The sequence below is a fragment of the Nocardia sp. NPDC004068 genome (assembly GCF_042874315.1).
Lineage (GTDB): Bacteria > Actinomycetota > Actinomycetes > Mycobacteriales > Mycobacteriaceae > Nocardia.
This window is the reverse complement of sequence record NZ_JBIAMW010000007.1, coordinates 143,889-161,715: the sequence shown is the minus strand read 5'-3', so window position 1 is coordinate 161,715 and position 17,827 is coordinate 143,889. Positions and strand designations below refer to the sequence as shown.

The 17,827-nt window shown below is 68.5% G+C and carries 16 protein-coding genes, 1 pseudogene and 1 riboswitch; of the genes and pseudogenes, 9 read left to right on the top strand and 8 right to left on the bottom strand.

Annotated features, from left to right (window positions below; translation table 11 throughout):
• Positions 1-54 precede the first annotated feature (54 nt).
• Both ACFYTQ_RS19555 and ACFYTQ_RS19550 read left to right on the top strand, forming a co-directional pair.
• On the top strand, positions 55-822 hold the full coding sequence (locus tag ACFYTQ_RS19555) for an alpha/beta fold hydrolase (protein WP_387362610.1): 768 nt from the start codon (positions 55-57) through the stop codon (positions 820-822).
• Positions 819-1,733, top strand: coding sequence for a sucrase ferredoxin (locus tag ACFYTQ_RS19550; protein ID WP_387362608.1), 915 nt, complete (start codon positions 819-821; stop codon positions 1,731-1,733). The genes ACFYTQ_RS19555 and ACFYTQ_RS19550 overlap by 4 nt, the downstream gene beginning before the upstream one ends.
• Positions 1,734-1,878: 145 nt before the next feature.
• Here the strand turns inward: ACFYTQ_RS19550 and ACFYTQ_RS19545 are convergent.
• Positions 1,879-2,814, bottom strand: a pseudogene (locus ACFYTQ_RS19545) (SDR family NAD(P)-dependent oxidoreductase); the annotation flags it as partial.
• Between the two features lie 202 nt (positions 2,815-3,016).
• On the opposite strand from ACFYTQ_RS19545, the gene ACFYTQ_RS19540 reads away from it, so the two are divergent.
• Entirely contained in the window at positions 3,017-6,355 is a 3,339-nt protein-coding gene (locus ACFYTQ_RS19540) for an error-prone DNA polymerase (protein ID WP_387363082.1), read from the top strand.
• 6 nt (positions 6,356-6,361) lie between these two features.
• Here the strand turns inward: ACFYTQ_RS19540 and ACFYTQ_RS19535 are convergent, their stop codons facing one another.
• Positions 6,362-7,330 (bottom strand): hypothetical protein, encoded by a 969-nt coding sequence (locus ACFYTQ_RS19535; protein ID WP_387362607.1) that lies wholly within the window; start codon positions 7,328-7,330, stop codon positions 6,362-6,364.
• A gap of 207 nt (positions 7,331-7,537) precedes the next feature.
• On the opposite strand from ACFYTQ_RS19535, the gene ACFYTQ_RS19530 reads away from it, so the two are divergent.
• The 4 genes from ACFYTQ_RS19530 to ACFYTQ_RS19515 all read left to right on the top strand — a co-directional run bounded on the left by ACFYTQ_RS19530 (position 7,538) and on the right by ACFYTQ_RS19515 (position 10,842).
• Complete coding sequence (locus ACFYTQ_RS19530) at positions 7,538-7,897, top strand: hypothetical protein (RefSeq protein ID WP_387362605.1); 360 nt, start codon at positions 7,538-7,540, stop codon at positions 7,895-7,897.
• Positions 7,894-9,447 carry a glycoside hydrolase family 19 protein gene (locus ACFYTQ_RS19525; RefSeq protein ID WP_387362603.1) on the top strand — a complete coding sequence of 518 codons (1,554 nt, stop codon included), beginning with the start codon at positions 7,894-7,896 and terminating at the stop codon, positions 9,445-9,447. Before ACFYTQ_RS19530 ends, ACFYTQ_RS19525 begins: the two co-directional genes overlap by 4 nt.
• Positions 9,448-9,563: 116 nt before the next feature.
• The gene (locus tag ACFYTQ_RS19520) at positions 9,564-10,574 is read left to right on the top strand and encodes a hypothetical protein (protein WP_387362601.1); all 1,011 of its coding nucleotides are present in this window, start codon (positions 9,564-9,566) and stop codon (positions 10,572-10,574) included.
• A gap of 37 nt (positions 10,575-10,611) precedes the next feature.
• Complete coding sequence (locus tag ACFYTQ_RS19515; RefSeq protein WP_387362599.1) at positions 10,612-10,842, top strand: DUF167 domain-containing protein; 231 nt, start codon at positions 10,612-10,614, stop codon at positions 10,840-10,842.
• A gap of 4 nt (positions 10,843-10,846) precedes the next feature.
• On the opposite strand, the gene ACFYTQ_RS19510 is transcribed toward ACFYTQ_RS19515, so the two are convergent.
• The 4 genes from ACFYTQ_RS19510 to ACFYTQ_RS19495 are packed head-to-tail and all read right to left on the bottom strand — an operon-like array spanning position 10,847 to position 13,318.
• Complete coding sequence (locus tag ACFYTQ_RS19510) at positions 10,847-12,097, bottom strand: YhgE/Pip domain-containing protein (RefSeq protein ID WP_387362598.1); 1,251 nt, start codon at positions 12,095-12,097, stop codon at positions 10,847-10,849.
• 48 nt (positions 12,098-12,145) lie between these two features.
• Positions 12,146-12,610, bottom strand: a complete 465-nt coding sequence (locus tag ACFYTQ_RS19505; RefSeq protein WP_387362596.1) for a tRNA (cytidine(34)-2'-O)-methyltransferase — start codon at positions 12,608-12,610, stop codon at positions 12,146-12,148.
• Positions 12,611-12,656: 46 nt separating this feature from the next.
• A complete protein-coding gene (locus ACFYTQ_RS19500; RefSeq protein WP_387362594.1) occupies positions 12,657-13,070 on the bottom strand; it encodes a type II toxin-antitoxin system VapC family toxin in 414 nt (137 codons plus the stop codon).
• The gene (locus tag ACFYTQ_RS19495) at positions 13,067-13,318 is read right to left on the bottom strand and encodes a hypothetical protein (protein ID WP_387362592.1); all 252 of its coding nucleotides are present in this window, start codon (positions 13,316-13,318) and stop codon (positions 13,067-13,069) included. The genes ACFYTQ_RS19500 and ACFYTQ_RS19495 overlap by 4 nt, the downstream gene beginning before the upstream one ends.
• A gap of 205 nt (positions 13,319-13,523) precedes the next feature.
• Between ACFYTQ_RS19495 and ACFYTQ_RS19490 the strand changes: the two genes are divergently transcribed.
• On the top strand, positions 13,524-13,844 hold the full coding sequence (locus ACFYTQ_RS19490) for a DUF3017 domain-containing protein (protein WP_387362590.1): 321 nt from the start codon (positions 13,524-13,526) through the stop codon (positions 13,842-13,844).
• Positions 13,845-13,847: 3 nt separating this feature from the next.
• Here the strand turns inward: ACFYTQ_RS19490 and ACFYTQ_RS19485 are convergent, their stop codons facing one another.
• Complete coding sequence (locus tag ACFYTQ_RS19485; protein WP_387363080.1) at positions 13,848-14,987, bottom strand: homoserine O-acetyltransferase; 1,140 nt, start codon at positions 14,985-14,987, stop codon at positions 13,848-13,850.
• A 157-nt stretch (positions 14,988-15,144) separates the two neighbouring features.
• Positions 15,145-15,255, bottom strand: a riboswitch (SAM riboswitch).
• Between the two features lie 53 nt (positions 15,256-15,308).
• Positions 15,309-15,962, bottom strand: a complete 654-nt coding sequence (locus ACFYTQ_RS19480; protein ID WP_387362588.1) for a TetR family transcriptional regulator — start codon at positions 15,960-15,962, stop codon at positions 15,309-15,311.
• 159 nt (positions 15,963-16,121) lie between these two features.
• Here ACFYTQ_RS19480 and ACFYTQ_RS19475 point away from each other — a divergent pair, with 159 nt between their 5' ends.
• The gene (locus tag ACFYTQ_RS19475; RefSeq protein ID WP_387362586.1) at positions 16,122-17,621 is read left to right on the top strand and encodes an MFS transporter; all 1,500 of its coding nucleotides are present in this window, start codon (positions 16,122-16,124) and stop codon (positions 17,619-17,621) included.
• Positions 17,622-17,827 lie beyond the last annotated feature (206 nt).

Here is a 17,827-nt window from a genome sequence, read left to right as displayed (position 1 = left end):
GCGGAGGGCACAACCCACGGCGATGCCGACGAGCGATCCGTATCGTGGGAAATCGTGGAATCGACAGTTACCCGGGTGCCGCTGGACGGCGTGCTGATCGCCTATCGCGATTCCGGCCCGTCGCCGGTCGAGCATCCGCTCTCCGACGTGCCGGTGCTGTTGGTGCACGGCATGGGCGGCGACGGTCACACCTGGGATCGCTTCGCGCGGCGACTGTTCGGGCTGGGCCGCCGGGTGATCGTCCCCGATCTGCGCGGCCACGGCCGCAGCGCTCACACCGAGTCCTACCGCTTCGACGAGTTCGGGGCCGACGTGCTGCGGCTGTGCGAGCGGCTCGAGTTGACCGAGGTCGATCTTGTCGGGCATTCGCTGGGCGGGTACGCGGTCTCGTGCGTGGCGATCGAGCGGCCCGACCTGGTCCGCCGCCTGGTGATCGAGGAACAGCCGTTGCCGCTGCGTTCCGGCGACGAGCAGCTCGCCCTGACACGGCGCATGCCCACGGTCGCCGAACTGTGGCACGCCAGCAGCAGCCTGCTGCGGCATCCGCGCGCGGTGCTGGCCTTCGACCGTTCGATGACCCGGACCGCGCTGGAACAGTTCCGCAAACCCAATCCGGAGTGGTGGGAGGCGTTGCGCGGCATCACGGCCCCGACACTCATGCTGTGCGGGGGCCCGGGCGGCATGGTCGATCCGGACAAGCTCGAGATCGTGCGCACCAGCATCGCCGACTGCGCGGTCGAGTCGTTCGCGTGCGGGCACAGCATCCATCGCGACCGCTACGGCGAATTCGCCACCGCGGTCCTGCCGTTCCTGGGCCATTGACCGATTTCGAGGGCATGCTCTGTTCGGCGGCGGCGGCCGATCTTCCCCTGCCCGGCACCGCGACCCGGGTTTCGGGCTGGTTGTGCGTCGAACAGCCGGGAGCCTGGGGCCGGGATGTGATCGGCGACGAGGTCCTCGGTCCCGAGATCACCGCGGAACTCGCGCCCCGGCTGAAGGCCGCGCGGGTGCGCCCGACCCTGATCCGCCGCCCCGGTCGCAACGAATTCACCGGTACCCGAACGGTTTTCCTCGTCGCCTCCCGTCCCCGCGACTCGTGGTGTGAACGCCTCGAGATCACCGATCTGAAACAACTGCTCGACCTGGACCTGAGCCTGCTCGACGGCCCCGCTCCGAAAATCGGTGCGCCGGTGACCGATCCGCTGGTTCTGGTCTGCGCCCACGGCAAACGCGATCAGTGCTGCGCCCTGCTCGGCCGCCCCATCGCCGCCCGCCTGTCCGCCGAGTACCCGGACCTGGTCTGGGAGTGCTCCCACACCGGCGGTCACCGATTCGCCCCCGCCCTGGTGCTGCTCCCCTCCGGCCTCACCTACGGCCGCGTCGACCCCGAGGCCGCGCTCGCCGCCGTGGCCGCCGCCCACCGAAACGACCTCGCGCTAGAGGGTTTTCGCGGCCGCAGCTGCTACACCCCGGTCGAACAAGCCGCCGAAATCGCCGTCCGCCAGCGCGTTTCCGCCCCCGCCGACTCCCTCACGGTCACCACCACCCCCGACGCCACCCCCACCGGCGACCCTTCGACCTTCGCGGGCGCGGCCACCGTCACCCACCGCGACGGCCGCCGCTGGCACATCACGGTCCACACCGTCGCCTACCCGGCCCGCCCGGCCAGTTGCGGCGCCAAACCGAAACCGGCCACCGGGCTCGTCGTCGACGACATCCGCGAGTTACCTTGAGCCGCAACATGTTACTTGCTCTCAGCTGGGACTCTGCCGCTCCGGCGCTTGTGCGGCCGCCCTTACCGAAGGAGTCGCGAGATCCTTTGGGCCACAAGGGTCGCGCTCATCGCTGAGGCTCTGCTCGTCATGTGGTGTTCGACTGTCACCAATGGGTGCCGGGCACCAGGCGGGCCGCGCGTTGCAGGGCCGTGCGGGTCACGCGGGCGGGGGTGGACACCGGGCGGCGGGGCTTCTCCTGGGGCTCGGGGGCGGGCGATTCCGTGGGGGTTTCGGAGGTGGGCTCGCCCTTGGCCGCGGGGGAGTCGGGGAGCGCGCGGTAGTAGCGGTGCAGGATGGCGTCCTTGAGGCGCGGGGTAAGCAGGCTGCCGTATTCGGCCAGGGTGCCGACGGGGACGTCGATGCGCTTGGGGCGCTCGGTCAGGGCGCGAACGATGGTGGCGGCCGCCCACTCCGGTGATTCCGAGGGGCCCTGGCGGCCGCTCGGCGCGATCATCGGCGTGCGCACCAAGGGCATGTGGATGGTGGTGAAGGTGACGTTGTCGGCGAGCATCTCGGCCGCGGTGACCTCCGCGAACTTGTCCAGCGCGGCCTTGCTGGCGAGGTAGGCGGCGAAGCGCGGCGTCGCGACCTGCACCCCGGCGCTGGAGATGTTGACGATGTGACCGAACTTGCGTTCGCGCATCTGCGGCAGCAGTGCCAGCGTCATCCGCACGGCCCCGAAGTAGTTGACCGCCATGGTCCGTTCGAAGTCGTGCAGCCGGTCGGTGGATCGGTGCACGGCCCGGCGGATCGACCGTCCGGCATTGTTGACCAGCATGTCCACATGACCGTGCTCGTCGAGAACGGTCGTGACCGTCCGCTCGACCGAATCGGAATCGGTGACATCGCACTGGTATCCGTAGGCCCGGCCCCCGGCGGCCCGGATCTCCTCGACGACGGAGGCCAACTCCTCGCCTCGCCGCGCGAGCAGGAAGACCACCGCGCCCTTCTCGGCGACCGCGATCGCCGCGGCCCGGCCGATCCCGGAGGAGGCTCCCGTGATGAGCACGTGTCTGCCGGTCAGATCCCGGCGGGCGCGCCGACGGGATCGATAACCGCCGGATTCGAGGGTCTCGGACATCACGCTCTCCCTTGATGCGATCGATGTGCCCTGAACTTACTCCAAAGTAAGTTCGCTCGCCAATGTGGCTGATCACAGTCCGGATACCGAACTTCCCCAGTTCGAGTCTCGAATGTATGTTCGAGACAAATAGGAACCGATCGGTATGCCGGAGGTGTGCATGGGCTGGAGCGACGGCCCGCCGACCTGGGCGGAGATGGAACGGGTGCTGTCCGGAAGACCGGGCCGTCCCGCCGATCCGCCCGGCGACGGCGGCGACAGCCCGGCCTGGTCGCGCAAGCGCGGGACCTACCGAGCGGGATCGCGTCCGCCCACCGAACCCACGGTGCCCTACGCCGAACTGCACACCCACTCCGCCTACAGCTTCCTCGACGGCGCCTGCCAGCCGGAGGATCTGGTCGAGGAGGCCGTGCGGCTGGGACTCGAGGCGCTCGCGCTCACCGATCACGACGGGTTCTACGGGGTGGTGCGCTTCGCCGAGGCGGCGGCCGAATGGGGGCTGCCCACGGTCTTCGGCGCGGAACTGTCGCTGGGCAGCGCGGCGCGGGCGAGCGCGCACCTCGAACCTCGCGGCCGCGCCCGCCGCCCGGCCCCCGCCGATTCCGAGCCGCGCACCGGCGTTCCCGATCCCGCGGGCCCGCATCTGCTGGTGCTGGCGCGCGGGCAGGAGGGTTATCGCCGGTTGTCGCGCGAGATCTCGGCCGCGCACATGGTCGCGGGGGAGAAGGGCATCCTGCGCTACGACCTGGACCGGCTCACCGAGGCGGCCGGGGGACACTGGCAGATCCTCACCGGTTGCCGCAAAGGCCCGGTGCGCCAGGCACTTCAGCGCGGCGACGCCGCGGCCGAGGCGGCGTTGCGCGAGCTGACCGATCGGTTCGGCGCCGACCGCGTGACCGTGGAGCTCACCCACCATGGCATCCCGACCGACGACGAACGCAATGCCCGGCTGCTCGCCCTGGCCGATCGCGTGGGCCTGCCCGTGATCGCCACGACCGCAGCGCATTTCGCCGCGCCCCGGCACCGCCGCCGGGCCATGGCCCTGGCCGCGATCCGGGCCCGGCAGAGCCTGGACGAGATGGACGGCTGGCTGGCCCCCGCGGGCGGGGCGCATCTGCGGTCGGGGGCGGAGATGGCCCGGCTGTTCGAGACCTGTCCGCAGGCGGTGACCAATGCCGTGACGCTCGCCCGGGAATGCGCCTTCGACCTGAAACTCATCGCGCCGGAACTGCCGCCGTTCGAACTCCCCGACGACCACGACGAGGATTCCTGGCTGCGCAAGCTCGCCTACGAGGGCGCGGCCCGCCGCTACGGGCCGCCGGAACGAAACCCCAAGGCGTACCGGCAGATCGACCACGAGCTGCGGATCATCGCCGATCTCGGCTTCCCCGGTTATTTCCTGGTGGTACACGACATCGTCGCGTTCTGCCGGGCCAACGACATCCTGTGCCAGGGTCGCGGTTCGGCCGCCAATTCCGCGGTCTGCTACGCCATCGGCATCACCAATGTCGATCCGGTCAGCAATGATCTGCTGTTCGAACGGTTCCTGGCGCCCGAACGCGACGGGCCGCCCGATATCGATATCGACATCGAATCCGATCGGCGCGAGGAGGCGATCCAGCACGTCTACGCCAAATACGGCCGCGAATACGCCGCCCAGGTGGCCAATGTGATCACCTATCGGGGGAAGTCCGCGGTGCGCGATGCCGCACGGGCCCTGGGCTTTTCGCCCGGTCAGCAGGACGCGTGGAGCAAACAGGTGAGCCGCTGGACCGGGGTGGCGGGCGAGCGGCACACCGACATCCCGGACCGGGTGCTGGAACTGGCCGGGGAGATCGAGGGGCTGCCGAGGCATCTGGGCATTCACTCCGGCGGCATGGTGATCTGCGATCGGCCCATCGCCGACGTCTGCCCGGTCGAATGGGCCCGCATGCCCGGGCGCAGCGTCCTGCAGTGGGACAAGGACGATTGCGCCGCGGCGGGGCTGGTGAAATTCGACATGCTCGGCCTGGGCATGCTGTCGGCGCTGCACTACATGATCGATCTGGTGCGCGAGCACACCGGACAGGTCGTCGAGCTGTTCGAGCTGGATCTGCGGGAGACGGCCGTCTACGAGATGCTGTCGCGGGCGGATTCGGTGGGGGTGTTCCAGGTGGAGTCGCGCGCGCAGATGGCCACCCTGCCCCGGCTGCGGCCGCGTGCCTTCTACGACCTGGTCGTGGAGGTGGCGCTGATCCGGCCCGGACCGATTCAGGGCGGTTCGGTGCATCCCTACATCCGCCGCCGCAACGGCGCGGAGGAGGTCACCTACGAGCATGAGGCGCTGCGCAATTCGCTTGAGCGCACGCTGGGTGTGCCGCTGTTCCAGGAGCAGTTGATGCAGATGGCCGTCGATGTCGCCGGTTTCAGCGCGGCCGAGGCGGACCAATTGCGCCGGGCGATGGGTTCCAAACGTTCTACCGAGAAGATGGAACGCCTGCGGGAGCGGTTCTATCGGGGTATGCGCGAATTGCACGGCATCACCGGCGATCTGGCGGACCGGATCTACGAGAAGGTGTACGCGTTCGCGAATTTCGGCTTCCCGGAAAGCCATTCGCAGAGTTTCGCCGCGCTGGTGTTCTATTCGGCGTGGTTCAAGCTGCATCATCCGGCGGCGTTCTGCGCGGGGCTGCTCAACGCCCAGCCGATGGGGTTCTATTCGCCGCAGTCGCTGGTGGCCGACGCGCGCAGGCACGGGGTGGTCGTCCACGGTCCGGACGTCAACCACAGCCTCGCCGACGCCACCCTGGAACAGCGCGGCACCCAGGTGCGGCTCGGGTTGGCCGCGGTCCGGCACATCGGCGACGAACTGGCCGAGAAGATCGTCGCCGCACGGGAGTTCGGGCATTTCACCTCCTTCTTGGATCTGACCGGTCGGGTGGAGCTGACGGTGCCGCAGGCCGAGGCGCTGGCCACCGCGGGTGCGCTCGCCAGCCTGGGCCTGACCCGGCGCCAGGCGTTGTGGGGCGCCGGGGCGGCGGCGGGGGAGCGGGCCGACCGCCTGCCGGGCACCGGCGCCGCCACCACCGCCCCCGCCCTGCCCGGCATGGGTGAGCTGGAGCTGGCGGCGGCCGACGTCTGGGCGACGGGGGTGTCGCCGGGCAGTTACCCCACCGAATTCCTACGCCCGCAACTGGATTCGCTCGGTGTGGTGCCCGTGAACCGCCTCGGTGCGGTGGCGGACGGGACCAAGGTGCTGGTGGGCGGCGCGGTCACCCATCGGCAGCGGCCCGCCACCGCGGCCGGGGTCACCTTCATCAATCTGGAGGACGAGACCGGCATGGTGAACGTCGTCTGTTCGGTGGGGCTGTGGCACCGCTATCGCCGGGTCGCCCAGAGCGCACCGGCTCTGCTGATCCGCGGGCGTATCCAGAACGCCGAGGGTGTGGTCAGCGTGGTCGCCGAACATCTTCAGCGCATGGATCTGCGGATGGGGTCGAAGTCGCGCGACTTCCGGTGAGCGCGTTCAGAAGTCGCCGCTACCACCCCCGCTGTCACCACCGCCGCCGTCGAATCCGCCGCTGTCGCCGCCACCGAAATCGGCGTCGCCGCCTCCGCCGCCCCACTCCTGGGGCGACTGGTCGTAGCCGGAATCCGGTGGCGGCTGGTCGTAGTCGTGCGCGCGTTCCTCGTCGCGACCTTCCATCCGGCCCAGCTCGTAGCCGAGCAGACCGCCGCCGACCGCGCCCGCCGCCGCGCCGAGGCCGCCCGCCATCCCCGGGCTCATCCCGCGGCGGCCGTATCCGGGACCGTAGCCCTGGTCGTAGCCGGGGCCATAGCCTTGGTCGTAGCCGCCGGGGCCGTAACCTCCCGGCCCGTAGCCGCCGGGCGGGTTCCCCCGGGTGAAAGGACCGCCGCCACCCCGGCCGCGGCGCCGGAACAATGCCACCACCGCGGCGATGACCAGCGCGATGACCACCAGCGGGCACAGCACGCTCCACAGGCTGAAGCCGGTGTTGTGCCGACTGTGCTGGGCCTGCGGGGCGGGCGTGGCGTGGTTGCTCCGGGTGGGTGCGGGCTGATTCGCCGTCTGCGCAAGTGAATTCAGCGCGCCGACCGTCGCGGCGGTGTAGTCGTTGCCGCCGAAGTCGTTCTGGAACGCCTTGATCGCCGGGGACGCGTCGCGGATATGCGAGTTGGATCCCGTGCGGATGGCCAGATGTCTGGACTTGGTGTTGATGGCGATCACCACGTCGTTGGGCGCGGTGACATGCGATTGCGCCTTCTGATCGAAGCCCGCGCTGTTGTCGGCGAGCTCCTCGGTGGTGAAGACCTGGACCGGATCCGGCACGGCATTGCCCGCGTCGGTGACTCTCGCGTCGTCGAGGACGTTCGAGTCGTCGTGGATTGTGACCGGCCCGGCAGCCGCCGGACCTGCGAATATCAGCAGCAGTGCCGCCAACATTCCGAGCAGTAACGCACCGTGCTTGGCCATAGCGCACTCTCCGCTCGTGCGAGGCTCCTGCCTCCCCGCTCCCATTCGCGAGGGTACCGCCCCGACTCGACAGACCGGAAGGTCTATTGCAATCCGCTGCAATCCGCACCCTTTATTCGAATCCGCACCCCTTGCAAGCCATGTAAAGGGTGCGGATTCGAATAAAGGGTGCGGCTGCATATTCGTTCGTGACAGGTGTCGGCGGGCGTGGTTACCGTGGTCGAGTCGCTCGGGAACGAACGGTTAGGGGGATTCATGCGGGACAGATGTATTCTCGACGCCGAGGCCGTCATGCGCTTCGGATGCGTTGCGCGGCAAGCGTTTCAGGATTTGGACGGTGCCGCGGAAAGGACGGTGGAAGGTCTCGCTCGGGTCGCGGAATCGATTCCGTGCAGCGCGATGATTCCGGCCTGGTGTGAAACGGCCTGTACGCTCGCCAATTTGGTGCAGCACAGTGCCGATCATTTCGGCCGGGTGGCCGAGCACACGGACCGAACCGCCGACGCCGTGACCCAATTCGATCGCGCGGTGGCCGGGGAACTCGACGAAACGGCGGTGCGGACATGACGCCGCCCCGTTCCGTGCTCAGCACGTGGCGCGCCTCGGCGGCGGCCGAACGCCTGCGTGCCGAATTCGACCGGCACATCAACGATCTGGAGTCGCTGTCCACCGTCGTCCTCGCCGAATGCCGCCGTCTCGAGGACGGCGGCTGGCAGGGCGCGGCCTTCGACGCGGTCCTCACCCACGTCGAGACCACGCATCGGCACAACCGCCTGCTCTGCGAGCGCGCCGCGGTCCTCCGCGACGCGGGGGTGCGAGCGCTGTCGGACCTGCACCACACGGCCCTGGTCCTGCTGGACTACGTCGCCGACGCGGAGGACGCCGGTTGCGTGGTCGACGAGAACTGGCGCGTGAGCGCGGAAACCGTTCACCTCACCAGCGAATGGGGTGAGGTGATCGCCGAGGCCGCCGCGGCCGTCGCCCGCGCCGACGAACGCGGCCGCGCCACCATCCGAGCCGCCCTCGACGAATTGAACCAGCTCGCAGTGCTTTTCGCCTTCCCCGCGCTACCGGAGAGGGCGAATGGCGACGATCCCCGCAAGAGCGGGAACGGGCCTTCGCCGTCGGCAAGCGAGCAGACGGGAACGACGTCCGAGGGTGTCCCGGCTACGGGTGAGGGTGAGAACGCTCCCTGGCCAGCGGCTGGGGGGCAGGCGGGTACGCCCTCCCCGAATGGCGCGGGTACGGAGGCTGCGGGGGAGGGTGAGAGCCCTCCTTTGTCGTCGGTTGTGGACGAGGCGGGTACGCCGTCTCCGAATGGCGCGGATACGGAAGTCGCGGGCGAGGAGGAGAACGCTCCCTCGCCGTCGGCTGGGGAGCAAATGAAAACGACGTCGCTCGACGCTCCGGATGGGGAAGGTGCGGACGGAGAGGCCGAAACACGTTGTGCCGGTACCACTGCGGATGGAGAGGAGAGCGAGCAGGCCGCTACACAACCGGCCGAGGACGGGGCGGGTGAGGGTGAGGGTGAACCGACTGTGCCGGACCTGCCGGTGCTCGAACCGCCACCTCTCGACGGGATCAGCGTCGAACAATTGACGGCCATCATGCCCGGTCTGCCAACTGATCTGGCCGAGCGGTATCTGCCCGCGCTCAATGCGGCCCTGTGGGAGGGCGAGATCACCACGCGGTTGCGTCGGGCAGCGTTCCTCGCCCAACTCGCACACGAGAGCGGGCAGCTGCGATATTTCGAGGAACTGGGTGACGACGAATACTTCCGGCAGTACGACCCGGATGGGGCGAATCCGGCGGCGGGCAATACCGAGCCCGGTGACGGGCCGCGGTATCACGGGCGTGGTCCCATCCAGTTGACCGGGCGGGCCAACTATCGCGAGGCGGGCGCGGCGCTCGGGCTGGACCTCGAGGGAGACCCCGAGCTGGCCGCCCGGCCCGATATCGGGTTTCGAATAGCCCAGTGGTACTGGAATTCCCGCGACCTCAACCAGCTCGCGGACGCGGCCGATTTCGTGGCGATCACCCGGGCGATCAACGGCGGTTATCACGGCCTCGCCGACCGCGAGGCGTACTACTACCGGGCATTGGAGGTGCTGCGATGAACCGAAACTCCGGTCCTCGCAGGTGTGCGGTGGCGGTGGTGTTGTTCGGGGTGGCCTTCTCGGCCGGATGTGCCGGTGGGCAAACGCGCACCGACGCAACGCAATCCGTTGCCTCTGTGCGTGACGATACGATGGCGCAGGCCAGGGGACACCCGTTCGTCTACTACGCCCGCGGCGGCGAGCTCGTGCTGGCCACCCCGGAACGGACCATCGCTCGACATCGAGGCACCTACACCGGATTCGGCTTCACGCACGATAATTCGCGAATCTACGCGCTCGACGGCGCGGGCGGACTGACGTCCTTCGACGTGGCCGCCGGAGCGGAGTCCCACCGTTTCGACTGCCACTGCACCAAGGTCTTCCCCTTGGCGGGCGCCTCGGTCGGCTGGTGGCAGCCCGATGGATTCGCCGATACCGACCTCTCGTCACCGAAACCGATTGTCCCGAAGGAGGTTCGAATGTCACCGCCGCGAGATCCCCTTACCCCGGGCAACACGTTGTCCGGTCCGCAGCTGCTGGCCGCGCACGCGAACGGGTTGATCCTCGATCTGACCGAAGCGCCGCCGGGCGTGACCTGGGCCGTCAATCACCTGTTCCACATCGACACCGCCACCGGCGCCGCGCGCGAGCTGGGCCGCGTCGAGGACGTCAATATGCCGCTCGTCCCCGGCGCGTTCCGGTCCGACGGGCGCGAGGCCGCGTTCATCGGACACACTCGCGACGGAAGCACCTGCGGCAGAGCGCATCTGGTCTCGGTTCAGTTGCCCGAGGGCCGGATCGATACGCAACGTCTCCCCGTCGAGTCCACCTGTTCGGCGATCACCGATCTGCGCTGGGCCGGTGCCACAGTGATCGCGACCGGATTGATGTGGGAACCGACGGCCCCAGAACGACTGACGGGAACCGAGGTGTGGACCCGCACCGGCGGCCAGTGGGACCGTCGTGGCGACACCGCCACCCTCCGCTACGGCCCGCTCACACCGCAGGTCACCCTGCGCGTCCAGCGCACCGGAACCGAGGGCGTGCACGCGGTCCAGTCGGGTGACCTGGTGCTGTCGAGCGCCACCGAGACGCGGGTGCTGGCACACGATGTCGTCGACGTCCGGCTGCCGGGGGTACTGCCGTGAACGCTACGGTGTCGGAAACCGAGGACAGGAGCCGCGCGTGCCGACCGTGGTCCGGGCGACCATCAAACCCAACAGCGGGAAGGGTCCGCTCGTCGAGACGCTCGACGACGGGACCCTGCTGCTGTACGTCCGGGCGCCCGCCGTGGAGGGGAAGGCCAACAGAGCGGCGGTCGAACTGCTGGCCGAACACTTCGGCGTGGCCAAGAGCCGGGTGCGGCTCACCGCCGGGGCGACCTCGCGGTACAAACGCTTCGAGATCGGCGACTGAGCGGTCACTCCTCGGCGGTCGACGAGCGGGCTTGCAGCCGTTCGTATCCCAGCGTCGCCAGCATCCCGACCACGATCGCGAAGCAGACGCCCACCGAGCACATCACCAGCGCCCGGGTGAGTCCGGCCGCCGCGCGGGCGTCGAAGTACAGGATCGAGCGCACCCCGAGGAACACCTGATGCATGGGCTCGAATTCGGCCAGCGCCCCGTACAGCCGGGGCGTCGCCTGCACCGGCATGATGCCGCCGGAGGACGGCAGGCCGAGCGCGATGAACACGAGCATGTTGATCGGCATGCCCAGGTTGTTCAGCACCGGCAGCCGCAGCGCGGAGGCCACCGCCGAGACCACCGCCAGATTGGCGAGTGCCGTCATCCCCACCGCGAGCGAGGCGAACATGCTGAAACCGAACAGGGTCAGCCGATGATCGACGGGCATACCGAGCCAGTAGGCGATCAGCTCGTAGCAGCCCGCCATCACCAGGGCCACGACCGCGATCAACGCCCACTTGAAAAGCAGTGCGCGCCAACGGTTCACCTTGGGGTCGTCCCGGGTGACGGTGTCGACGCCGATATTGATCAGCATGCTGCTGGTGAAGCCCGCGAACACCACCAGCAGCGTGTAGTAGAAGGCGGAGATGCCGTTGGCCGTGCCCTCGGGCAACGGCGCGAACTGGGTGGTGGTGACCTGGGCGGGCGACGAGAGCGTCACCAGCGCCGCGTCCGACATGACCACCTCGTTCGCTCGCGCTTGTTCGGTGGTCGTCCCGCCCAGGCGCTTGTCGACCTCGGTGAGCACGGGCGTGAGCAGCTGGGTGGTGAGCGCGATCGCGGTCGTCCCCGCGCGCGGATTGGTCCGCAGTTCGATCCCGGGCGCGGTGCCCGTGCCCGCCGCGGGCCGGGTGAGCGCGGCCAACCGGTCGCTGAAGTCCTCGGGAATCACGATGGCGCCGTAGATGTTTCCCACCGACATCAGCCGATCGGACTCCGCGGCGTCGACCACGTGCCACTGGATCCGACCCGCCGGGAACGCCGCGCGCACCTGCTCGGCCACCAGCGCGCCCTCCGACCCCCGATCGGTGTTCACCAACGCCAGCGGAAAGTCGTGCAGATTCCGCTGGGGGTGCAGCACACTGCCCAGATACGACAGCGCGAGCAGGGTCAGCAACCCCATCGCGATGACGAGCGGGACCGCCCACGTCTTGTGCTCCCAGCGGGAACCGTCGTCCGTGTCGTTCTCGTCGGTCGTCGACGTCACAGCGCGACGCTAACAGCACATCCGTGGCAATTCGCCGCCGACATGCGGTCACACCGCGCCCGGGAACCCCAACTGCCGCCACGCCTCGTACACCGCCACCGCCGCCGCGTTGGACAGATTCATCGACCGCCGTCCGGGCAACATGGGGATCCGCACCTGATCGGTCACGCGCGAATCGGCGAGCACCTCCTCGGGCAGCCCGGTCGGCTCCGGCCCGAACAACAGCACATCGCCCTTGCGGAACGCGACATCGGTGTTCCACGTCGTCGCCTTTGCCGTGAACGCGTACACCCGCTCCGGCCGAATGAATTCATAAGCCGCGGAAAGGTTTTCATGCACGGTCACCGAGGCCAGATCATGGTAGTCCAACCCCGCCCGCCGCAACTTCGGCTCCGACAGATCGAACCCCAACGGCTCCACCAGGTGCAGCTCACACCCCGTCCCGGCCGCCAGCCGAATGGCATTGCCGGTATTGGGCGGAATACGAGGCTCGAAGAACACCACATGCAGCATGCGGCCAAGTCAACCAGGTAGGAGTGGCTCCTCGATAACACGGCGATCAGTCGGGAAGCAGCCGGAGCGGAGCAGCATGACGAGTCCGGACGGCGCTGAAATGTCGGAGATCCAAGGTCGCTACTTCATTGACTCCGAGACGTTCGGCAACGGCGATCACGGCGGCGTCGACCGCGCCTAACGGGAAGTCGGCATACCTGCGAACCAGCTCGGCCATCCGGAGAAGATCGGCTCGGGTGAGGTCGACGAGCTCGATTTCTTTGTGGGCGACCGACTCTAGAAACTGGGCTTCTGCTGATGGCCCGACACGGGTTTCCACGAAGTAGCAGACCTCCGACAGAACCGGGCTGGGCACAAGCACCGGCCCGGGATGAACTTCGAGGAGATCGAGGCAGCGTTGATGATCAGCGTCATTCTCGTTCAATACGGCTACGAGCGGGCCGGTGTCGCAGACGATCACCCGGCCTGTCTACCACGTTCCTCGCGGAGCACGTCTTCCGACCTCGCCGCGAGATCGGGCTCCGCGTGCATCAGGCCGGAAAATGAGAGATGCCGTCGCCGTTCGTTGGCAGGTTCGGCAGCGGTGCCGCTTTGCGGGGAAGCGGTGACGACCAACTGCAACGCGACGGCTCGCAAGGCGTGCGCCTGGTCCGGCGTCAAACGATCGACCAGACGGTGCAGGTCATCGTAGTCGTACGCAGCGGTCATAGACTGAATTGTAGTGGCTTGCCACTTTCAGGGCATGACAGTATGCGCGAGTAGCGTCATGCCGCAGGTGGACGCTCAGCCGGTATTTCGCGGATGTCGATGCTTGAGTCGAAGAAGGAACACCACATGCAGCACGTGGCCCCAGTATCTCGTGCCGGTCAATCCGGCGGCCTGCGGGCATGACCCCTGATGCCAGAATGTGGGCGTGACCGATGCGCTCGAACACCCGCACCCTCATCAGCACGGGCCGGTGGGGCGGTTTCTCCGGACGAATCTGCCGATTCTGCTGGTGGTGGCCGTGCTGGTGGTGGCGGTGGTGTTCGTGGCGCAGGATCGGTGGCGGCGTGGGGCGTTCTTCATCGGCGGGGCGACGTTGCTCGCGGCGGCGTTGCGATTGTGCCTGCCGACGGTGCGGGTCGGGTTGTTGGCGGTGCGCAGCAGGCCGTTCGATGTGGGGGCCTACACCTTGCTGGGCGGCAGCATCGTCGCGCTCGCGGCGACGATCAGCAGCCTCGGGGTGGCCTGAGCGTCAATCGCGGGCGGCGCGAGCGAGTTCCATCGTCTCGGCCAGCAGCTTGCCGACGGCCTCGGTCTCGGTGAGGAAGCCGTCGTGGCCGTCGCGGGAACGGACCACCTCGAGTTCCTTGCAGCCGGGGAGCAGATCGGCGAGCTCCTGCTGGGTGCGCAGCGGGTAGAGGCGATCGGAGTCGACGCCGCCGACGATGCACGGGACGGGGGTGGCGGCCAGCGCCGCCTCGATCCCACCGCGGCCGCGGCCGACGTCGTGCCGGTTCATCGCCTCGGTGAGCAGGACGTAGGTGGCGGGGTCGAACCGCTGTACGAGCTTCTCCGCCTGGTACTCCAGGTAGCTCTGCACCGCGTAGCGGCCGCCGTGCCACGGATCCTCGTCGGCCTGACCGTGATTCTCGAAGCGGTGGTCGAGTTCGAACTCGGTGCGGTAGGTCAGGTGCGCGATGCGACGGGCGATGCCCATACCGGTGGTTGGGCGACGGCCGGTGCCGTGGTAGTCGCCGCCCTGCCAATCGGGGTCGGCCTTGATGGCGGCGATCTGCGTGGTCTGGGTGCCGATCTGATCGGCGGTGGCGCGCGGCCCGACGGCCAGCACCAGCGCGGCGCCGACACGGTTGGGATGGCCGATCATCCACTCCAGTACTCGCATGCCGCCCATCGAGCCGCCGACCACGGCGGCCAGCCGCGACACGCCCAGCAGATCGAACAGCGCCACCTCGGCGGTCACCTGATCGCGAATGGAGATCTCGGGAAACCGTGAGCCCCAAGGCTTTCCGTCGGGAGCGAGGGACGCGGGCCCGGTGCTGCCCTTGCAGCCGCCGAGCACATTGGTGGCGATGACACACCACTCGTCGGTGTCCAGCGGCAGACCCGGGCCGACGACGCCGTCCCACCAGCCGGGCAGCGGATGCAGTGCGTCGGGCGCGCCGACCACGTGCGAATCACCGGTCAGGGCGTGCTCGACCAGCACGATGTTGTCCAGGTCGGGCGAGAGCTCGCCCCAGCGCTGCACCGCCAGCTCGACGTCGGGGATCGTCGCGCCGCTCTCCAGGCGCACGTCCCCGATGGCGATCGTCTCCAGACGACCGTCGGCCGGGGGAAGCAGCGCGGCCGCCGAGGTGCTCGATTCGATACTCACGGTCACCGGGCCGCCGCCGTCCGAAGGGCACACACGATGTCGATGGTAACGGTCGGGTTACTCATAGCCTGCTCCTATGGGTCGCCGGACTGGGCTTGCTGGTGTTATCGGACGAGAGCCGACAACAGCAACAGCGCATTCGCGGGGACCTCCTCGATCGTCGCGCTTGCTCCCGACCCTCGGGAGCCCGGTCATCACCCGGAGCACCCCACCGCAACTGGAGGGTTGCCGGCCAGCGAGCCGGGGCTTGGCGCTGGCGCTCATGACCTTTCGAAAATGGTAGCGGATCGGCCGAACCGGACGCGAGACGGTCTCGGCGGCCTAGCCGCGCGCCTGTGCCATCGGTACCGCGCAATGCTGGATGAACTCGGCATAGGCCGCCTTGACGGCGCGAATGTTGGCCTCTGCGGACACGTTCGGGGCGCAGTCCATCGACGGCGTCTCGCATTCCATTCCGGCCCGCATGATCGCGTTCCACGTGCCCGCGATGACCCGCACGGTCAGCGAATCGGGGTCCGCGCCGATGCGCTCGGCGATAGCGGAATGGATCTCGATGGTCTTGGTGTCGGCGATGTCCATGCTGCGGGCGCGCACGGTGGCGCTGCTGCGGGTGATCCGCTGCATCTGCTGGAACCACTCGAACGGCGGTTCCGCGCCCGCGAGGCTGTTGGTGACCACGGTCAGGAAGGTGTCGTGCAGGGCGACGAGCTCGTTGCCCGTGACGGGCTGCTTGCGCAGCTCGGCCCCGAGGACCCTGCCCATCTCCTCGATGGGCGCGAGGACGATGTCCTCCTTCAGCTCGAAGTACCGGTTGACCGTGCGCGGCGAGACGTCGGCGGCATCGGCGATCTGCTCGACGGTGGTCGCGTCGAACCCCTGGGCATCGCACAGGCGCAGCGCCACCTCGATGATCCGCCGCCGGGTCTGCTGCTTCTTGCGCTCCCGGAGGCCGAGCTGGGTAGGTGACTCGAGCATGACCCCATCCTATCGCCAACGGCTCTTATTGTGACGAGATACGTCAAATGTCGCACTACGACATTTTTCTCTTGACGCCACTTGTCCGACGATGACAGGATTGCTGTCACGTTCCAACGACGCGACGGAACTGCTTCTTCCACTCAGGAGTCCCCCCTCATGACAGAAACCGGGACCGCAGAACTCGCTCCCACTCAGACCTCGACCGGGTCCAAGAGCCCGACCCGGTGGTGGGCCCTCGGCGTGCTCGCCCTGGCCCAGCTCATGGTGGTTCTCGACGCCACCATCGTCACGATCTCGCTGCCGTTCGCCCAGCGCGATCTGAACATCAGCGACGGCGACAAGCAGTGGATGCTCACCGCCTACACGCTGATCTTCGGCGGCCTGTTGCTGCTCGGTGGCCGCCTCGCCGACTACCTGGGTCGCCGCCGGATGTTCCTGGTGGGCTTGGTCGGCTTCGCCGGCGCCTCCGCGCTGGCGGGCCTCGCCCAGAACGCCGCCGAACTGTTCGCCGGGCGCGCGTTGCAGGGCGCGTTCGCGGCCGTGCTGGCGCCCGCGGCGCTGTCACTGGTGTCGGTCACCTTCACCGAGGCGCGCGAAAGGGCAAGGGCCTTCGGCGCTTTCGCGGGTGTGTCCGCGGGCGGCGCGGCGATCGGCCTGATCGCGGGCGGCGCGCTCACCGAGTACGCCGACTGGCGCTGGTGCCTGCTGGTCAACACCCCGGTCGCGCTGCTGGCCGTGGTCGGCGCGCTGGCCTTCGTGATCAAGGATGTGCCCGCCCCGCGGACGGGCGGCTACGACGTGCCCGGCGCGGTGACCGTCACCCTCGGTCTGATCTCGGTGGTCTACGGCTTCAGCCGCGCGGCCGAGGACGGCTGGCTGGCCTCGACCACCCTCGCCCTGCTGATCGCGGGTGTCGCGCTGCTCGCGGTGTTCGTCGCGATCGAGCGGCGCACGTCGAATCCGCTTCTGCCGCTGCATATTCCGGGTGAGATCAACCGGGGTGGCTCGTATCTGGTGGCGCTGCTGGTGCCGATCGCGATGTTCGCGATGTTCATCAACCTGAGCTACTACCTGCAGATCACCCTGGGCTACAGCTCGCTGAAGGCGGGCGTGGCGTTCCTGCCCTTCCCGATCGGCATCGTGATCTCCGCGGGTGTGGCGAGCGCGCTGCTGCCCCGCATCGGTCCGCGGCCGCTCATGATCGCCGGCTCGGTGCTCGGCATCGCCGGACTGCTCTACCTCGCCCAGCTGAGCTACGGCGACAGCTTCGCCGGCAGCGTGCTGCCCGCCATCGCGCTGATCGCCCTGGGTATGGGCGCGACGTTCGTGTCCATGCAGACCACCGCGCTGCATCAGGTCGAGGCCGAGGATTCGGGTGTGGCCAGCGCGCTGCTCAATGCCGCCCAACAGGTCGGCGGCGCGATCGGCACGGCCCTGCTGACCAGCATCTCGGTGCAGGTCGCCCAGCGGTACGCCGAGAACCACCCGACCATCGACAATGTCGTCGCCCGGGCCGCGATCCACAGCTACAACGTGGCGTTCTACATCGGCGCGGGCTTCTTCGCGGCCGCGATCGTGATCGTCGCGCTGATGATCCGCGACAAGCCGGAGAACCTGCTCGAGGGGGACGAACACGCCGTGGCCGTGGCCGTCTGACGAGGTTCCGATTCGCGCGCTGCCCTGCCTTCCCGCGCGGAAGGCGGGGCAGTGCTCGTTTTCGGGTCGAGCTCACCGGCGGGCATCCCCTGGAAGTGAGCCCACGGCTACCAGTACGCTTGTCTTGTTAAGCACCAGGAGTCCCGCGGACAACGCGGGGCGTATACGTTGTCTGTTGAACAGCTGGGGTCCGCTCACAAGCGTGT